The following is a 17,227-nucleotide window of genomic DNA, read 5'->3' as shown; positions in this document are numbered from 1 at the left end:
CTTAACGTCAGCGAACAACAATGATGGCAGCGCCTGCCCCGTGCACGACGACAGTGCAGGATCACGGCCTGGCGCCATCGGATGCAGGCAGCCGGTTTCCCCGGACACAGCACGCGGCGCTGCCAGTGAAGACAGCGCTATAGTAGCCTGGCGGCACGCTGCTGATAAGCGTGCCGGATTTGCGAGGAAACGCTTCGCTCATTACGTGCGCAGTTTACCGCGCATCGCGTGATTCAGACAGGTTCAGAAATAGCGGACGAAGGGTGCCGTGTCGGGATGAACCACGGTGGTGCTGGACTTAAGCTGCGGCGTGCCCAGATAAAGAAAGCCCACAATCGCGTCCTGCTCACGGCAGCCGAACGCCTCACGCACCTGCGGATCGTCGGTCCAGACGCCGCTCCGCCAGATGCCATTAAAGCCCTGGGCGACAGCAGCCATCTGCATCGCCATCACGGCACAGCTGGCAGAGGCGATTTGTTCCCAGCGCGGCACCTTGTGATTGATCTCGCAGTGCGCCACGACGGTGATGATCATGGGCGCACGGAACGGCGCCTGACTGGCTTTATTGATGGCTTTCTCATCCATCTGGTTGTCCCGCGCCGCTTTTTCCAGTAGCTGACTCAGGCGATCGCGGCCTTCATTTTCAACAATAATAAATCGCCAGGGTTGCAGGCCGCCGTGATCGGGTGCGCGCATGCCCGCGCGCAGGATGTTATCCAGCGCTTCACCGCTGGGGGCCGGTTCCGCCAGACGCGAGGCCGAACGACGATTAACCAGTAATTCTAGTGCGTCCATGTTTTTCTCCTGACAGTAAAAGCACGGGTAATCCTGGCACAAGTGGATTTTTTGTAACAGTCCAGGGTGATTTCCTGCTGACTTTTGTTTCGCTGCTCTTTAGGATGAGGTCGTTAACGGAGACCTGGCCCGCCTGGTGGCTATTTCCGGCTATATCAAAATGGAGAATGTGATGCGCACACTGTGGCGAATAATTGCGGGTCTGTTCCGCTGGACCTGGCGAGTGTTGAATTTTATCAGGGAATGTATTCTCAACCTGTTTCTGGTTTTCTTAATTATTGTCTGTGTGGGGATCTGGCTTCAGATCAGCGGCTCAGGCAGCCGTTCCTCCGCCCCGGTACAGCAAGGTGCGCTAAAAGTGGATTTGACCGGTGTGCTGGTCGACAAACCCTCCGTCAGCAACCGTCTGAGCAAAATTGGTCGTCAGTTATTAGGCACCAGTAGCGATCGTCTGCAGGAAAACTCCCTGTTTGATGTAGTGGATGCTATTCGTCAGGCCAAAGGTGACAGCAATATTAAAGGTCTGGTTTTAGACCTGCGTGATTTTGCTGGCGGCGATCAGCCTTCTCTGCAATACGTAGGTAAAGCGTTACGCGAGTTCCGCGACAGCGGTAAGCCTGTTTACGCCTTAGGCGACAGCTATAGCCAGGCGCAGTACTACCTTGCCAGCTATGCGACGAAAATCTATCTGTCGCCACAGGGCACCGTTGATTTGCACGGCTTTGCCACCAACGGTCTCTACTACAAAACGTTGCTCGACAAGCTGAAAGTCAATTCACACGTTTTCCGCGTGGGCACCTATAAATCAGCCGTTGAGCCCTTCCTGCGTGACGATATGTCGCCAGCGGCGCGTGACGCAGATAGCCGCTGGATTGGCCAGCTCTGGCAAAATTACCTGAATACCGTGTCTGCTAACCGCCAGATTACGCCTGAGCAGTTGTTCCCTGGCGCTGCCGCTATTATCGCAGGTCTGCAGGCCGTTAAGGGCGATACCGGAAAATATGCGCTGGATAACAAACTGGTCGATGTGCTGGGCTCACGCGCTGACGCGGACCAGGCGCTTATCCAGGCATTTGGCTTCGATAAGCAAAACAACGATTACCGTAACGTCAGCATTTATGATTACAACGTTAAACAGGATGCCAGCCAGCAAAAAGGCAACATTGCCGTGATCCTTGCCAGCGGTGCCATCATTGATGGTGATGAAACGCCGGGTAATGTGGGCGGCGATACGACAGCGGCGCAGATTCGCGATGCCCGACTGGATCCCAAAATCAAGGCCATTATTTTGCGGGTGAACAGCCCGGGCGGCAGCGTTACGGCGTCCGAAGCGATTCGTTCGGAACTGGCCGCAGCGAAAGCGGCAGGCAAACCGATTGTGGTCTCCATGGGCGGTATGGCAGCCTCGGGCGGCTACTGGATCTCGACGCCAGCCAGCTACATTATTGCCAGCCCCAGCACGCTGACCGGCTCTATCGGCATCTTTGGCGTGATTAACACGCTGGAGAACAGCCTGGCCTCGATTGGTGTGCATACCGATGGCGTCGCGACCTCACCCCTGGCAGACGTCGCAAGCACCAAAGCGCTGCCTGAGGAAGTGCAGCAACTGATGCAGTTGACCATTGAAAACGGCTACCACAACTTCGTGGGACTGGTGGCGACATCGCGCCATAAAACACCGGAACAGATCGATGCCATCGCGCAGGGGCACGTCTGGACGGGCAGCGATGCCAAAGCCAATGGTCTGGTCGATGCGCTGGGCGATTTTGACGATGCGGTGAAAAAAGCGGCTGAGCTGGCGAAGGTTTCCCAGCCAGAGCTTGACTGGTATCAGGAAGATCCCGGCTTCCTTGACGTGATGCTGAATCAGATGAACGCGTCTGTTCAGGCCGTGCTGCCTGACACGATGAAAGCCTGGCTGCCTGCGCCCATGTACGATGTGATGAGCGCGATGAAGAATCAGCCCGGCCTGTTTGACCATCTGAACGATCCGCAAAACCGCTATGCCTTCTGCCTGAACTGCGGCGAAGTGCGATAAACCTCTCAGCCCGACTGCTTGTCGGGCTGCTTTTCCCTGCTGTTCCCCTTATACTGCCCGTTTTACGGCAAGTCTGAGTTTACCTATGCAAAAGAAAAATATTTACGTTGCCTACACGGGCGGTACCATCGGTATGCAACGTTCTGCTCAAGGTTATATTCCGGTTTCTGGTCATCTGCAGCAGGAACTGGCGAAGATGCCTGAGTTCCATCGCCCGGAAATGCCTGACTTCACGATTCATGAGTATCAGCCTCTGATTGACTCTTCTGACATGACCCCGCAGGACTGGCAGTCGATCGCCGAAGATATCCGGCTGAACTATGATCGCTATGATGGTTTTGTCATTCTGCACGGCACGGATACCATGGCATTTACCGCCTCTGCCCTGTCGTTTATGCTCGAAAATCTGGCTAAGCCGGTCATCGTTACGGGCTCACAGATTCCGTTAGCCGAACTGCGTTCCGATGGCCAACAAAACCTGCTTAATTCCCTTTACGTCGCTGCGAATTATCCCATCAACGAGGTGACGCTGTTTTTCAACAACACACTCTATCGCGGTAACCGTACCACTAAAGCGCACGCGGACGGTTTCAACGCCTTTGCGTCCCCCAACCTGTCAGCCTTGCTGGAAGCCGGGATTCATATCCGTCGTCTTAATACGCCGCCTGCACCTCAGGGCAAAGGCGAGCTGATTGTTCATACCATTACCCCGCAACCTATTGGCGTGGTGACAATTTATCCGGGCATCTCTGCAGATGTCGTGCGTAACTTTTTACGTCAGCCGGTTAAGGCGCTGATTTTACGCTCGTACGGTGTCGGTAACGCGCCGCAAAACGCCGAGTTTCTGTCTGAACTTCAGCAGGCCAGCGAACGCGGCATTGTGGTCGTCAACCTGACCCAGTGTATTTCTGGCAAGGTCAATATGGGTGGTTACGCCACCGGGAATGCTCTGGAGCACGCTGGCGTCATCAGCGGCTTTGATCTGACGGTTGAAGCGGCGCTGACGAAACTTCACTATCTGTTGAGCCAGGATCTGTCCAGCGATCAGATCCGCGCCAAAATGCAGCAGAACCTGCGTGGCGAACTGACAGACGACTAAGATGGAGTCAACGGCAATGAAACGGGCATTAATCATTATCGACATCCAGAACGACTTCTGCCCCGGCGGCCCAATGGCCGTCAAAGAAGGCGATCATACGGTCGAGGTTGCTAACCGCTACGCCCGTGCTTTTCATGAGAATGGTGAGTGCGTCGTAGCCCTGCAGGACTGGCATCCAGCCGATCACGGTAGTTTTGCTTCCGTATCCGGCGAACCTGTCTATACCCTCGGTGAACTCAACGGCCTGCCACAGATCTGGTGGCCGGATCATGGCGTGCAGCATTCTGCGGGGGCTGATTTTCATCCCGGACTTGATCGCAGCCTGTTCGACGCGGTTTTCCACAAAGGGCAAGATCAGGACGTAGACAGCTACAGCGCCTTTTTTGACAACGGACACCGACGCAAGACAGAACTGGACAGTTGGTTACGCGCACGCGATATCACGCATCTGGTCATGCTGGGCCTGGCAACGGATTACTGCGTGAAGTATAGCGTGCTGGATGCACTTGAACTGGGTTATCAGGTCGAGGTCGTGGCGGCAGGCTGCCGTGGCGTTAATCTCAACCCAGAAGACAGCGACATCGCGCTGGCGCAGATGGCGGCTCAGGGCGCCGTCATTATCTGAAAAAGGGCTGGCTATACGCCAGCCCTTTTTGCTCTTCCATACCATGCCCGCCTGCGCGTGGCTGACTGGCGACTTACCGCGCCATTAATGCAGATGAATGCGCGTGACGTCCGGTTCGATACCAAACTCTTCTTTTAACTGCTTTTTCGATTTGGTCACCATTTCGCCATTTTTTCCGATGGTCATATGCTGTGGCGCATCATTATTGCGCGCCTGCCACATCATAACCAACTGCAGGCTGTTATCACGCTGTTGCTGCGTCAGCGCCACTCCATCCGGCCATTTTCCGGTTTCAACGGCCGTCATCAGGCGTTCATAAATTTCGGGTGTCATAGCCTCAAGCATGGCTTCAAGTTGCTGTTTCATTGTTAGCCCTTAATCTCGTCGCCTTGTGGACTGGTGAAGTTCAGCGAGGCTGAGTTCACACAGTAACGCTCACCGGTCGGCTGCGGCCCATCAGGGAAAACATGGCCGAGATGAGAATCACAGTTGCCGCAACGGATTTCAATACGCTGCATACCGTGCGAGTTATCTTCCAGATAACGAATAGCCTCATCGCTGACGGGCTCATAGAAACTCGGCCAGCCACAGCCTGAATCGTATTTCGTCTCTGAAAGAAACAAGGGCGCGTTGCACACCAGGCAGTGATAAATCCCTTCCTGCTTGTTATGCAGCAGCGCACCGCTGTACGGCGGCTCCGTGCCACGCTGTTGCGTGACATAGCGCTGCATCTCAGTTAACTGGGCGATTTTTGCGTCGGGTGCGGTTTCTTTAGGCATTTGAGCAATTCCGGGATGTCATTCTGAAAAAATCGACTAGTATTCTAACAAATGATCAACATTAGTCGGGTCTTTTTTTGTGCTCTGCCCTTCGGTCCGTCTCTTACAAGGTGGATTTGTGATTTTGATCACCTTTTCTCTGGCATATCCTTATATATTCGGCGAAGGTTTCAACAGAGCACGATGTTCGCGGAAGCGCGCAAGCGGTTGCGCGTCAAATAATTCCTGTTCGGTGGATTGACCTGTCGCAACAATTGACACGATTCCGCTTGACGCCTGGTAAGGTTTTTGTAATTTTACAGCCAACCTTTTATTCACTAACAACTAGCTGGTGGAATATATGACTATCAAAGTAGGTATCAACGGTTTTGGCCGTATCGGTCGCATCGTTTTCCGTGCTGCTCAACAGCGCTCTGACATCGAAATCGTTGCTATCAACGACCTGCTGGACGCTGACTACATGGCGTACATGCTGAAGTACGACTCTACTCACGGCCGTTTTGACGGCACCGTTGAAGTACAGGACGGCGCTCTGGTTGTTAACGGTAAGAAAATCCGTGTTACCGCTGAGAAAGATCCGGCTAACCTGAAGTGGGGCGAAGTGGGCGTTGACGTCGTTGCTGAAGCAACCGGTATCTTCCTGACCGACGAAACCGCACGTAAGCACATCACTGCTGGCGCGAAAAAAGTGGTTCTGACCGGTCCATCTAAAGATGACACCCCAATGTTTGTTCGTGGTGCTAACTTTGACAAATACCAGGGCCAGGACATCGTTTCTAACGCCTCTTGTACCACTAACTGCCTGGCACCGCTGGCAAAAGTCATCAACGATAAATTTGGTATCGTTGAAGGCCTGATGACCACCGTACACGCCACTACCGCAACGCAGAAAACCGTTGATGGCCCTTCTCACAAAGACTGGCGCGGTGGTCGTGGTGCATCACAGAACATCATCCCGTCTTCTACCGGCGCCGCTAAAGCGGTAGGTAAAGTGCTGCCAGAACTGAACGGCAAACTGACCGGTATGGCATTCCGCGTACCTACGCCTAACGTTTCTGTTGTTGACCTGACCGTTCGTCTGGAAAAAGCTGCGTCTTACAAAGAAATTTGTGCCGCTATCAAAGCCGCGGCTGAAGGCGAGATGAAAGACGTGCTGGGCTACGTTGAAGATGACGTGGTTTCTACCGACTTCAACGGCGAAGTTCTGACCTCAGTATTCGATGCCAAAGCCGGTATCGCGCTGAATGACAACTTCGTTAAACTGGTTTCCTGGTACGATAACGAAACCGGTTATTCAAACAAAGTTCTCGACCTGATTGCGCTGGTTGCTGCTAAATAAGGTAGCCAGACACGAGACAATAAGGGTGACTTCGGTCACCCTTTTTTTTGATCCCTTCACTATGGAGTCAGGCATGCAAGACAAACTCTTTTCCCTTCCCGTGGTTAAACAAATCACGCCTTATCTGTCGCAACGTCAGGTGGGTGAACTCCCGGTTATCATTGTCAGCCATCCGCGTGTACGGGCGGCCGTGACCTTACAGGGCGCGCATCTGATTGCCTGGCAACCGAGCGGTGAGAAGCCCGTCATCTGGCTGAGCGATAAGAGCCCTTTCCTGCCTGGTAAGGCGATTCGCGGCGGTGTACCGATTTGCTGGCCCTGGTTTGGACCGGCAGGAGAGCCTGCCCATGGCTTTGCCCGAAATCAGTCATGGACGCTCTCTGCGCATGATGAAAACGAAGACGGCGTGCTGCTGACATTTGTGCTGGAAAGTACCCCACAAACGCTGAAGCTGTGGCCGCATGACTTTACCCTTATTGCCCGCTTCCGTCTGGGCCAGCATTGCGAAATTGAGCTGGAAGCCTACGGTGATTATGAATCGACAGCCGCGCTACACAGCTATTTTAACGTGGCGGACAGTGCGAGCGTTGAGGTCACCGGACTGGGTGAACATTACATCGACAAGGTCCAAGATAACCAGCCGGGTCAGAGCGAGGGTAAACAGCGCTTTACCGAGCGCGTGGATCGTATCTTCACTGCGCCAAAAGACTGTTCAGTTATCAACGATCTGGCTGGAAAACGGCAAATTGAAGTGTACCACCATCATCATAGTGACGTTGTCACGTGGAATCCCGGTGTGGCGCTGTCGTGTAGCATGGCGGACATGCCAAATGAGGGTTATAAAACGATGGTGTGTGTTGAAACTGCGCGCATCAGCAAACCGTTGCGCAGTGCAGGCGATAAGCCTGCCCGACTGGCGACGACAATACGTTTGAAAAATAAGGCCTGAAGCGCGTTCAGACCACATCCAACGGCAGTTTGTGTTGTGGCGGCGGAAAAACCCTGTCGAGTCTGAGACAGTCCTCCTCGCTCAGGGTAATGTCCAGCGCAGCCGCATTTTCACGAACATGTACCCGCGAACTGGCTTTAGGGATGGCAAGAACATTGCCATCCCTAATCGCCCAGGCCAGAAGAAGCTGTGCCACGGTGATGCCTTTTTGGCGGGCAATTGCGTTCAGTGCGGGGTCGGTAAACAGCTGACTGCGTAACCGACCGGCCTGTGCCAGGGGGCAATACGCCATGACCGGCATCGCGCGCTGGCGACAGAGCGGTAGCAAATCGTATTCAATACCGCGGGAACCCAGATGATATAGCACCTGATTGGTCGCACAATTTTCGCCACCCGTTTCGGCCCACAGGGCGTCCATGTCCTCGCTGTCGAAGTTTGAAACACCCCACGCACGAATTTTGCCCTGCTGCTGCAAGGTCTGCATCGCGCTAATGGTTTCGTCGAGTGGCACACAGCCGCGCCAGTGCAAAAGATACAAATCAATTCGATCCGTTTGCAGACGACGCAGGCTGGCCTCGCAGGCGGCGATGGCATTCTGTTTCCCGGCATTCCATGGATAAACTTTCGATACCAGCAGGGCCTCATCGCGCCGTCCCTTCAGGGCATCGCCTACCACTTCTTCGGCGCCACCCTCTGCATACATTTCAGCGGTATCCACCAGCCGCAAACCGGCATCCAGCCCTGTCTGAAGCGCGCTGATTTCCTGTTGCCGGCTGGCGGGATCCTCCCCCATATACCAGGTGCCAAGACCGATTGCCGGAATCTGACGCTGACCTGCAATATCGATATATTTTGTCATCGGGTTCTCCTGCACTGAATGGGGGCATATGCACCCTGAGAGCGCACAGCCTGCACTCCCGGGGTGCGCCGCATCAGAAGGTATAGCTGACGCCTGTCCAGACCGTAAACTGTCCGCTTTTATCAATCATTGGACTGTCTTTGATTTCGCTGGCAAAGCGGGTGTAACGCCCTGAAAGACTGGCATTCCACTGCGGGGTAATGCTGTAGCTGGCGTTCATTTCCACATAAGGCGACCAGCTGTCATCCGGATGATAACGACGAATTCCGGTCCGATCGCTTTCGTTACCCGATACGCCATAGTAGTAGCGGTTTTGATTCGCGCTGTTCCACAATGCACCAATTCCCGGCGTAAAGGTAAAGTCGCCAAAGCTGAAACGGTAAAGATAGGTCAAATCCCAGACGATACCGTTGCTGTTGTTAAGCACATCGCCTAACAATGAGGTCCGTATAATGCCCCAGTCATCCGTGTGCCGGTAAGTCACCCCGCCCATCAACGTCATTCGGCGCTTATCCAGCCCCTTCATATCCCCCAGATCGTTGTCATCCGGGTCGTATTTCTGCGGCGAACCCAACAGCGACAGAGAGAGCTGATCCTGTGGGTCTTTCCACACGTAATAGCCACCCTGCAGCGTGTTAAACCAGAATTTTTCCCCTTCGTAATTGATGATGGGAACAGGCAAATAGCGGTCCTGTCCACCACGATAAGGTGACTGCGCATAAATCACTGATGCACCGAGCGATAAGGGTGCGGCTTGTACTGACTGGCCCAGAAAATAACAAGGGATAAGTGCAATAAGCACGTTAAGTTTGAATTGGTTCACAATTTATTCATTCCATAAATATAACAATCACACATAGAGTCTAACGCTTTTTACAGACTGAATTAACCTTATATCAAAATCATCTACCGCGTTTGCCGCAGAATGTGGCATAACCGGGTTGAAGGCATCACAGAACGGGGGTTAACTGAGGAAAAACGTTTCGCAACAAAATGATTTTGTTATTGATATGTGGCTCACTAATCAAAAATCTATGATGAAATTTCCTGAATGCCTTCTACAGTTAAACTTAATACCCGAGTTTTTGTACTTACCAAGTAACCATAAAAGTTGTGCATCCCGATAAGAACGATCAGGTTGGCATAAGGGTTGCTGTAGTAAACAGATTAATATCTTCCGGGAGCTGTACGAGCACTGATTATTGCTCCTTTACCTGTGCTAAAAACGAAAGGACGGGCATCGCTATGAATATATTCGATCACTATCGTCAGCGTTATGAAGCTGCCAAGGACGAAGAGTTCACACTGCAGGAATTTCTGACTATCTGTAAACAGGATCGCAGTGCATACGCCAACGCAGCAGAGCGACTCTTAATGGCTATTGGTGAGCCAGTAATGGTCGACACTGCCCAGGAGCCACGCCTTTCCAGAATCTTTTCTAACCGGGTTATGGGACGTTACCCAGCGTTCGAAGAGTTTTACGGTATGGAGGAAGCGATTGAGCAGATCGTGTCCTATTTGAAACACGCAGCGCAAGGCCTTGAAGAGAAGAAGCAGATTCTCTATTTACTGGGTCCGGTGGGTGGCGGTAAGTCCTCCCTGGCTGAGCGCCTGAAATCCCTGATGCAACGCGTCCCTATCTACGTGCTCAGCGCCGACGGCGAACGCAGTCCGGTCAACGACCATCCGCTGTGCCTGTTCAACCCGCAGGAAGACGCTAACATTCTGGAAAAAGAGTACGGCGTACCGCGTCGCTACCTTGGCACCATTATGTCGCCCTGGGCCGCCAAACGTCTGCATGACTTTGGCGGGGATATTACACGCTTTAAAGTCGTTAAAGTCTGGCCATCGATTCTTGAGCAGTTAGCCATCGCCAAGACAGAGCCGGGCGATGAGAACAATCAGGATATCTCTGCGTTGGTCGGTAAGGTCGACATTCGCAAACTTGAAAACCACGCGCAAAACGATCCTGATGCCTACGGTTACTCTGGCGCACTGTGCCGGGCCAACCAGGGCATCATGGAATTCGTTGAGATGTTTAAAGCGCCGATCAAGGTTCTGCACCCCCTGCTTACTGCCACGCAGGAAGGAAACTACAACGGTACGGAAGGGATTTCAGCCCTGCCGTTTAACGGCATCATCCTGGCGCACTCAAACGAATCCGAATGGGTAACCTTCCGCAACAATAAAAACAACGAGGCTTTCCTCGACCGTGTTTACATCGTCAAAGTGCCTTACTGCCTGCGCGTGTCTGAGGAAATTAAGATTTATGAAAAGCTGCTGAATCACAGTGAGCTGTCCACTGCGCCTTGTGCACCTGGCACGCTTGAGACGCTGGCGCGCTTCTCTATCCTGTCGCGTCTGAAAGATCCCGATAACTCGAGCATCTACTCCAAAATGCGCGTGTACGATGGTGAAAGCCTGAAGGATACCGACCCGAAAGCGAAATCCTGGCAGGAGTACCACGATTATGCGGGCGTGGACGAAGGCATGAATGGCCTGTCAACGCGTTTCGCCTTTAAAATCCTGTCACGCGTATTTAACTTCGACCATGCTGAAGTTGCCGCCAACCCGGTGCACCTTTTCTATGTGCTGGAACAGCAGATTGAACGTGAGCAGTTCCCACAGGATCAGGCGGAAAAATACCTTGAGCATCTTAAAGGCTATTTAATTCCTAAATATGCGGAGTTTATTGGCAAAGAGATTCAAACGGCTTATCTGGAATCCTATTCCGAATATGGTCAGAATATTTTCGACCGTTATGTAACCTATGCGGATTTCTGGATTCAGGATCAGGAGTATCGCGATCCGGATACCGGACAATTATTTGACCGTGAATCGCTGAATGCCGAGCTGGAGAAAATTGAGAAGCCTGCCGGGATTAGTAACCCTAAAGATTTCCGTAATGAAATTGTCAATTTTGTGCTGCGTGCAAGAGCGCATAATAATGGCAGAAATCCCAACTGGACCAGCTATGAAAAACTCCGTACGGTCATTGAGAAAAAGATGTTCTCCAATACCGAAGAGCTGTTGCCGGTTATCTCGTTCAACACCAAAACCTCTACGGATGAGCAGAAGAAACACGACGATTTTGTCGATCGCATGATGGAAAAAGGCTATACCCGCAAACAGGTTCGCCTGCTGTGTGAATGGTATCTGCGCGTGCGTAAATCGTCCTGATCAAAGTCTGTAAGCAAACCGGTGCGGGACAGCACCGGTCATATTAAGGTCGGGCCAGCCCGGCCTGCTTGCAATGTAGTTTGGGGGAACATCATGGCCTATTTTATCGATCGCCGACTGAACGGTAAAAACAAGAGTGCGGTTAATCGCCAGCGCTTCTTACGTCGTTACAAGTCGCAGATTAAGCAGTCGATTTCCGAGGCCATTAACAAACGCTCGGTAACCGACGTCAGCAGTGGCGAATCCGTCTCTATTCCCGTAGATGATATCAATGAACCCATTTTTCATCAGGGGCGGGGTGGACAACGCCATCGCGTTCATCCAGGCAATGATCACTTCGTGCAAAATGACCGTGTTGAACGCCCACAAGGCGGGGGCGGTAGCGGTTCAGGTCAGGGAAATGCCAGTCAGGATGGTGAAGGTGAGGATGAATTTGTTTTTCAAATTTCCAAAGATGAATATCTGGATCTGCTGTTTGAGGATCTGGCGCTGCCCAATCTGCGGAAAAATCAGCACCGCCAGTTGAATGAGTACAAAACGCACCGTGCCGGATTTACCTCGAATGGCGTTCCCGCCAACATCAGCGTGGTCCGTTCTTTACAAAATTCCCTGGCCCGACGTACTGCGATGACGGCAGGTAAGCGCCGCCAGCTCCATGAGCTTGAGGATGCCCTCAGCGAAGTAGAAAAGTCAGAGCCCGCTCAGTTACTCGAAGAGGAACGCCTGCGCAAGGAGATTGCCGAACTGCGCGCGCGCATTGACAGAGTGCCCTTTATTGACACCTTTGACCTGCGCTATAAAAACTTCGAGAAGCGGCCCGAGCCTTCCAGTCAGGCGGTCATGTTTTGCCTGATGGATGTCTCCGGCTCGATGGATCAGGCGACGAAAGATATGGCAAAACGCTTTTATATTTTGCTCTATCTGTTCCTCAGCCGGACTTATAAAAACGTCGAGGTGGTCTACATACGCCATCATACTCAGGCCAAAGAGGTCGATGAGCAGGAGTTTTTCTATTCGCAGGAAACCGGCGGCACCATCGTCTCCAGCGCACTGAAACTGATGGATGAGGTTGTGAAGGAGCGCTACGATCCGGCGCAATGGAATATCTACGCCGCGCAGGCGTCGGATGGCGACAACTGGGCAGATGATTCACCGCTCTGCCACGAGATTCTGGCAAAAAACCTGTTGCCGGTGGTGCGTTACTACACCTACATCGAGATAACACGTCGCGCGCATCAGACCTTATGGCGCGAATACGAACATCTGCAGTCAATGTTCGACAACTTTGCGATCCAGCACATCCGGGAGCCCGAAGATATTTATCCTGTGTTTCGTGAGCTGTTTCACAAACAGGCAATGGAAGCCTGAGACACTAAGCCGACGCCCAGTCGGCTTTTTTTTATTGTATTTATAACCTCTTAAAATGCGGTCTTGCCTGCTGCAAGCTATCTAACTCCCCTATTAGCCTTGTTAACTGGGATTATCCAGTGCATTAGCAATTAAGATAAATTGCAAAATGACAATGACAACTCATTGATAAAACATTATCTTGCAGACATAGCATGGTTGTTTCTACACCTTAGTTAACATTGTCTGCCGTATCTCAGGAGACCGCGTTTGAACCACACTATTGTTTATAGTCTTTTCATTATTGGATCCGTGTTGGTTGCGTCGAGTATCTTGCTCAGTTCCTTTTCGTCCCGATTGGGCATTCCTATCCTGGTGATTTTTCTGGCGCTGGGCATGCTGGCCGGCATTGACGGTATTGGCGGCATCGCATTTGATAACTATCCGGCGGCCTACCTGATCTCTAACCTTGCCCTGGCAATCATCCTGCTGGACGGCGGCATGCGCACCAAAGCCAGCTCCTTTAAGGTGGCGCTCGGACCGGCCTTATCACTGGCAACCGTAGGCGTGATCATTACGGCAGGCCTGACTGGCATGGTCGCGGCCTGGCTGTTCAGGCTCGATATGATGCAGGGCTTCCTGATTGGTGCGATTATCGGCTCCACCGACGCGGCTGCGGTATTTTCCCTGCTCGGTGACAAAGGTCTGAATGAACGTGTCAGTGCCACGCTGGAAATTGAGTCCGGCAGCAACGACCCGATGGCGGTGTTTCTGACCATTACGCTGATCGAAATGATTGAGCAGGGACGAACCGGTCTGGACTGGATGTTCGTGGTGCATCTGATTCAGCAGTTCGGTCTGGGGATTGTCCTCGGTCTGGGCGGTGGCTGGGCCCTGCAGCAACTGATTAACCGCATGAATCTGGCTCCCGGCCTGTATCCCTTACTGGCACTGAGCGGCGGCATTCTGGTCTTTGCGCTGACCACCGTGCTGGAAGGCAGCGGCATCCTCGCCGTCTATCTGTGCGGCTTCTTACTGGGTAACAGCCCTATCCGCAACCGTTTCGGCATTTTGCAGACCTTTGACGGTATGGCCTGGCTCAGCCAGATCGGCATGTTTATCGTACTGGGATTGTTAGTCACGCCTTCCGACCTCTGGCATATCGCTGTTCCGGCGATGATTCTGTCCCTGTGGTTAATTCTGGTGGCACGTCCGCTGTCGGTGTTTATCGGTCTGTTACCGTTTCGTGGATTCACGGCGCGGGAGCGTATCTTTATCAGCTGGGTCGGTCTGCGGGGAGCAGTGCCGATTATCCTGGCCGTCTTCCCGATGATGGCCGGTCTGGAGAATGCCTCGCTCTATTTTAATATTGCGTTTTTCGTGGTGCTGGTTTCCCTGATGCTACAGGGCACCTCGCTGGGCTTTGCGGCGAAGAAAGCCAAAGTAGTGGTTCCGCCTACCGCCTCTCCGATTAGCCGTATCGGGCTGGATATTCATCCGGAGAATCCGTGGGAGCAGTTCGTCTATCAGCTCAGCGCCGACAAATGGTGCGTGGGCGCGGCGCTGCGGGATTTACAGATGCCACGCGAAACCCGTATCGCCGCACTGTTTCGGGACAACGTGTTAATGCACCCCAACGGCGCAACGCGTTTAAAAGAGAATGACGTGATTTGTGTGATTGGCCGTGAGCGCGATCTGCCTGCGCTGGGTAAAATGTTCAGTCAGTCGCCGCCTGTCTCGCTGGATCAACGTTTCTTCGGCGACTTTATTCTGGATGCCGACGCCCGACTTCATGATGTCGCGCAGATTTATGGCCTTGAACTCGACGAAGATACGAACGCGCAACAGTCGCTGGGTCAGTTGATGATGAGTATGTTAGGCGGGGCACCTGTGGTCGGTGACCAGATAGAATGGAATCAACTGACATGGACGGTGGCGGAGAAAGAAGATAATCATATTGTTAAAATTGGCGTACGCCCCAATGAAGACAAAGAATAATCTTATTTAAATAGCGCGGTTTAATTAGCTGAATTGCACTACGCTTTTATAACATTCAGTTAAAACGGGAGTTATCCATGAGTCACGTGGTTAAAATTGGTCGCTATGAAATTGTTGATGCGGAATTCAGCAGCGAAGACCCGGTGACGGTGAGTATTCCCTGCCACACCAATCCCGGCCTGAGTTATCAGCTTGACGGCTGGGATCAGGAAACCAGCGTACCGGCCTGGATCGACGGTAAAGAAGTGATATTAGCGATCGGTCATTACGATAAACAACAAGACCGCTGGGTATTAAAAAAACCCGCGTAAGCCCGGAGGATTACCGCCAGTCAGCCCGTTTGGCGGTAATTCCTAAAAATGGACCTGAATATCTCCGTGCATCACGCTTATCCCTGATACAATATTCTGCATATCAATAACTTAAATAAAACCCGCGCGATTATCCCCTGACTTTTTAAGAATTATTCCGTATTAACTCTGTCAAACATCTCCTGCATACTCTTCTCCAGTGCTGCATTTTTACGTGACTTGTCTCACGTTTAGAGAATCTGTTTTTTGCAGCGTCAATGGCTCTAATGACTGTAACAAACTGAAAACGTCCCGGTTTCGGGTTTTCAGTCGTTAACCCCTGAACGCGTACTTGATTCTGGTCAGGCCATCTTTTACTTCATTAAAGAGAGCAGGTTTTATGGCAAGTACAATTGTAATGAACAATGCGACTCGCTCGTGGAGCGGTCTTCGTAAAAATATTCTTGTAAAGCTTGCGTTAAGTTTTTCAGATCTCATTGCGCTGAATTTAGCGCTGTTTCTCTCTGCCGCAACCGTGCAGGGAATTTGGGGCGACCTTGATGCCTTTATTCCACCCCATCAAATTGAGAACCGTTTTATTGCGCAGTTTATTATGTCGGTGCTTTGCACCGGTTGGTTCTGGATGCGCCTGCGTCACTATACCTACCGCAAACCTTTTTGGTTTGAACTGAAAGAGATTGTTAAAACCCTCGTCGTGTTCTCTCTGCTGGATCTGGCGTTAATCGCCTTCTCCAAATGGGACTTCTCCCGCATGGTCTGGGTGTTCAGCTGGAGCTATGCCCTGCTGTTGCTGCCGTTAATGCGTGCAGGCGTGAAAAGCGCGATTAACCGGGCCGGACAATGGCAAAAAGAAACCATTATCATTGGCTCGGGCCGTAACGCTACCGAAGCTTACGCCGCATTACAAAGCGAGGAGATTCTCGGGTATAACGTTCAGGCGTTTATTTCCGTTGAAGACGCACCGCTGCAGCAGAGCGTTAATGGTGTGCCTGTTATCTCCGCCAACGATATTAACTGGCAGACCATCGACCGTGACAATGTGCAGTTCATTGTGGCAATGGAATACGAACAGCAGCCTGAGCGCGACCGCTGGCTGAAATTCTTGTCTAAAATGAACTGCCGTTCCGTGTCGGTTATCCCAACATTACGCGGTGTACCGCTTTACGGCACAGACATGTCCTTTATCTTCAGCCATGAAGTGATGATTCTGCGCGTCAGCAATAACCTGGCGAAGCATTCGTCACGCTTCCTGAAACGGGGATTTGATATTGTGGTAGCTTCGCTGCTGCTGCTCTTCCTGGCACCGGTTTTTGCCTTACTTTGCTATATGGTGAAGCGTGATGGCGGTAATGCCATTTATGGTCACGAGCGCGTGGGTCAGGATGGCAAGAAATTTAAATGTCTGAAGTTCCGTTCGATGGTCACCAATTCCAAAGAGGTGCTGGAAAACCTGCTGGCGACCAGCGAAGAAGCGCGTCGCGAATGGGACAAAGACTTCAAGCTGAAAAATGATCCGCGCATTACCCGCATCGGGGGCTTCCTGCGCAAAACCAGCCTGGATGAGTTACCTCAGCTCTGGAACGTGATTCGGGGTGAAATGAGCCTGGTCGGCCCACGTCCGGTTATCGAAGCGGAACTGGAACGTTATGCCGGCGACGTGGATTACTATCTGATGGCGAAGCCCGGGATGACCGGCCTGTGGCAGGTGAGCGGACGTAACGACATTGACTACGATACCCGTGTCTACTTTGATTCCTGGTATGTCAAAAACTGGGCGCTGTGGACGGATATTGCCATCCTGTTTAAAACAGCCGGTGTGGTATTACGCCGCGACGGCGCGTACTGATTTAGCCTGCGATGCCTGTTTCAGACAGGCATCGCCATTTCGCTGGTAATTCGCTTTCCTTT

15 protein-coding genes are annotated in these 17,227 nt (G+C 52.2%); 10 read left to right on the top strand and 5 right to left on the bottom strand.

All coding sequences use genetic code 11. The annotated features are described in order from the left end of the window. Positions 1-243: 243 nt before the first annotated feature. A complete protein-coding gene (locus RAC60_RS00820) occupies positions 244-795 on the bottom strand; it encodes an NAD(P)H nitroreductase (protein WP_006119410.1) in 552 nt (183 codons plus the stop codon). A gap of 172 nt (positions 796-967) precedes the next feature. On the opposite strand from RAC60_RS00820, the gene sppA reads away from it, so the two are divergent. The 3 genes from sppA (at position 968) to pncA (ending at position 4,557) form a co-directional block, all read left to right on the top strand. Further along, complete coding sequence (gene sppA, locus RAC60_RS00815; RefSeq protein ID WP_039343039.1) at positions 968-2,833, top strand: signal peptide peptidase SppA; 1,866 nt, start codon at positions 968-970, stop codon at positions 2,831-2,833. 85 nt (positions 2,834-2,918) lie between these two features. Continuing rightward, entirely contained in the window at positions 2,919-3,932 is a 1,014-nt protein-coding gene (gene ansA / locus RAC60_RS00810) for an asparaginase (RefSeq protein WP_033741878.1), read from the top strand. A 16-nt stretch (positions 3,933-3,948) separates the two neighbouring features. Continuing rightward, positions 3,949-4,557, top strand: a complete 609-nt coding sequence (pncA, locus tag RAC60_RS00805; protein ID WP_006119415.1) for a bifunctional nicotinamidase/pyrazinamidase — start codon at positions 3,949-3,951, stop codon at positions 4,555-4,557. Positions 4,558-4,641: 84 nt separating this feature from the next. Here the strand turns inward: pncA and RAC60_RS00800 are convergent, their stop codons facing one another. Then, positions 4,642-4,923 (bottom strand): YeaC family protein, encoded by a 282-nt coding sequence (locus tag RAC60_RS00800; protein WP_375092446.1) that lies wholly within the window; start codon positions 4,921-4,923, stop codon positions 4,642-4,644. A gap of 2 nt (positions 4,924-4,925) precedes the next feature. Then, entirely contained in the window at positions 4,926-5,336 is a 411-nt protein-coding gene (msrB, locus tag RAC60_RS00795) for a peptide-methionine (R)-S-oxide reductase MsrB (RefSeq protein WP_006119417.1), read from the bottom strand. A 340-nt stretch (positions 5,337-5,676) separates the two neighbouring features. On the opposite strand from msrB, the gene gapA reads away from it, so the two are divergent. Then, the gene (gene gapA, locus RAC60_RS00790; protein ID WP_006119418.1) at positions 5,677-6,675 is read left to right on the top strand and encodes a glyceraldehyde-3-phosphate dehydrogenase; all 999 of its coding nucleotides are present in this window, start codon (positions 5,677-5,679) and stop codon (positions 6,673-6,675) included. A 73-nt stretch (positions 6,676-6,748) separates the two neighbouring features. After that, positions 6,749-7,624 (top strand): D-hexose-6-phosphate mutarotase, encoded by an 876-nt coding sequence (locus RAC60_RS00785; RefSeq protein WP_375092445.1) that lies wholly within the window; start codon positions 6,749-6,751, stop codon positions 7,622-7,624. A gap of 7 nt (positions 7,625-7,631) precedes the next feature. Here the strand turns inward: RAC60_RS00785 and RAC60_RS00780 are convergent, their stop codons facing one another. Next, positions 7,632-8,483: an aldo/keto reductase gene (locus RAC60_RS00780; RefSeq protein WP_375092444.1), complete on the bottom strand. Its 852-nt coding sequence runs from the start codon at positions 8,481-8,483 to the stop codon at positions 7,632-7,634. A 73-nt stretch (positions 8,484-8,556) separates the two neighbouring features. Beyond that, positions 8,557-9,306, bottom strand: a complete 750-nt coding sequence (locus RAC60_RS00775; RefSeq protein WP_375092443.1) for a MipA/OmpV family protein — start codon at positions 9,304-9,306, stop codon at positions 8,557-8,559. Between the two features lie 422 nt (positions 9,307-9,728). Here RAC60_RS00775 and yeaG point away from each other — a divergent pair, with 422 nt between their 5' ends. The 5 genes from yeaG to wbaP all read left to right on the top strand — a co-directional run bounded on the left by yeaG (position 9,729) and on the right by wbaP (position 17,165). After that, positions 9,729-11,663: a protein kinase YeaG gene (gene yeaG, locus RAC60_RS00770; RefSeq protein ID WP_006119423.1), complete on the top strand. Its 1,935-nt coding sequence runs from the start codon at positions 9,729-9,731 to the stop codon at positions 11,661-11,663. Positions 11,664-11,756: 93 nt separating this feature from the next. After that, on the top strand, positions 11,757-13,031 hold the full coding sequence (locus RAC60_RS00765) for a YeaH/YhbH family protein (RefSeq protein ID WP_006119424.1): 1,275 nt from the start codon (positions 11,757-11,759) through the stop codon (positions 13,029-13,031). Positions 13,032-13,280: 249 nt separating this feature from the next. Beyond that, positions 13,281-15,008 (top strand): potassium/proton antiporter, encoded by a 1,728-nt coding sequence (locus tag RAC60_RS00760; protein WP_033741886.1) that lies wholly within the window; start codon positions 13,281-13,283, stop codon positions 15,006-15,008. A 77-nt stretch (positions 15,009-15,085) separates the two neighbouring features. Continuing rightward, positions 15,086-15,319: a DUF1480 family protein gene (locus RAC60_RS00755; protein WP_033741887.1), complete on the top strand. Its 234-nt coding sequence runs from the start codon at positions 15,086-15,088 to the stop codon at positions 15,317-15,319. Positions 15,320-15,698: 379 nt separating this feature from the next. Beyond that, positions 15,699-17,165, top strand: a complete 1,467-nt coding sequence (gene wbaP / locus RAC60_RS00750) for an undecaprenyl-phosphate galactose phosphotransferase WbaP (RefSeq protein ID WP_033741889.1) — start codon at positions 15,699-15,701, stop codon at positions 17,163-17,165. Positions 17,166-17,227: the final 62 nt, after the last annotated feature.

The sequence above is a fragment of the Pantoea sp. BR_17 genome, assembly GCF_041955125.1.
Taxonomy (GTDB): domain Bacteria; phylum Pseudomonadota; class Gammaproteobacteria; order Enterobacterales; family Enterobacteriaceae; genus Pantoea; species Pantoea stewartii.
Note: the sequence above shows the minus strand (reverse complement) of the source record. Positions and strands in the feature narration are given on the sequence as shown.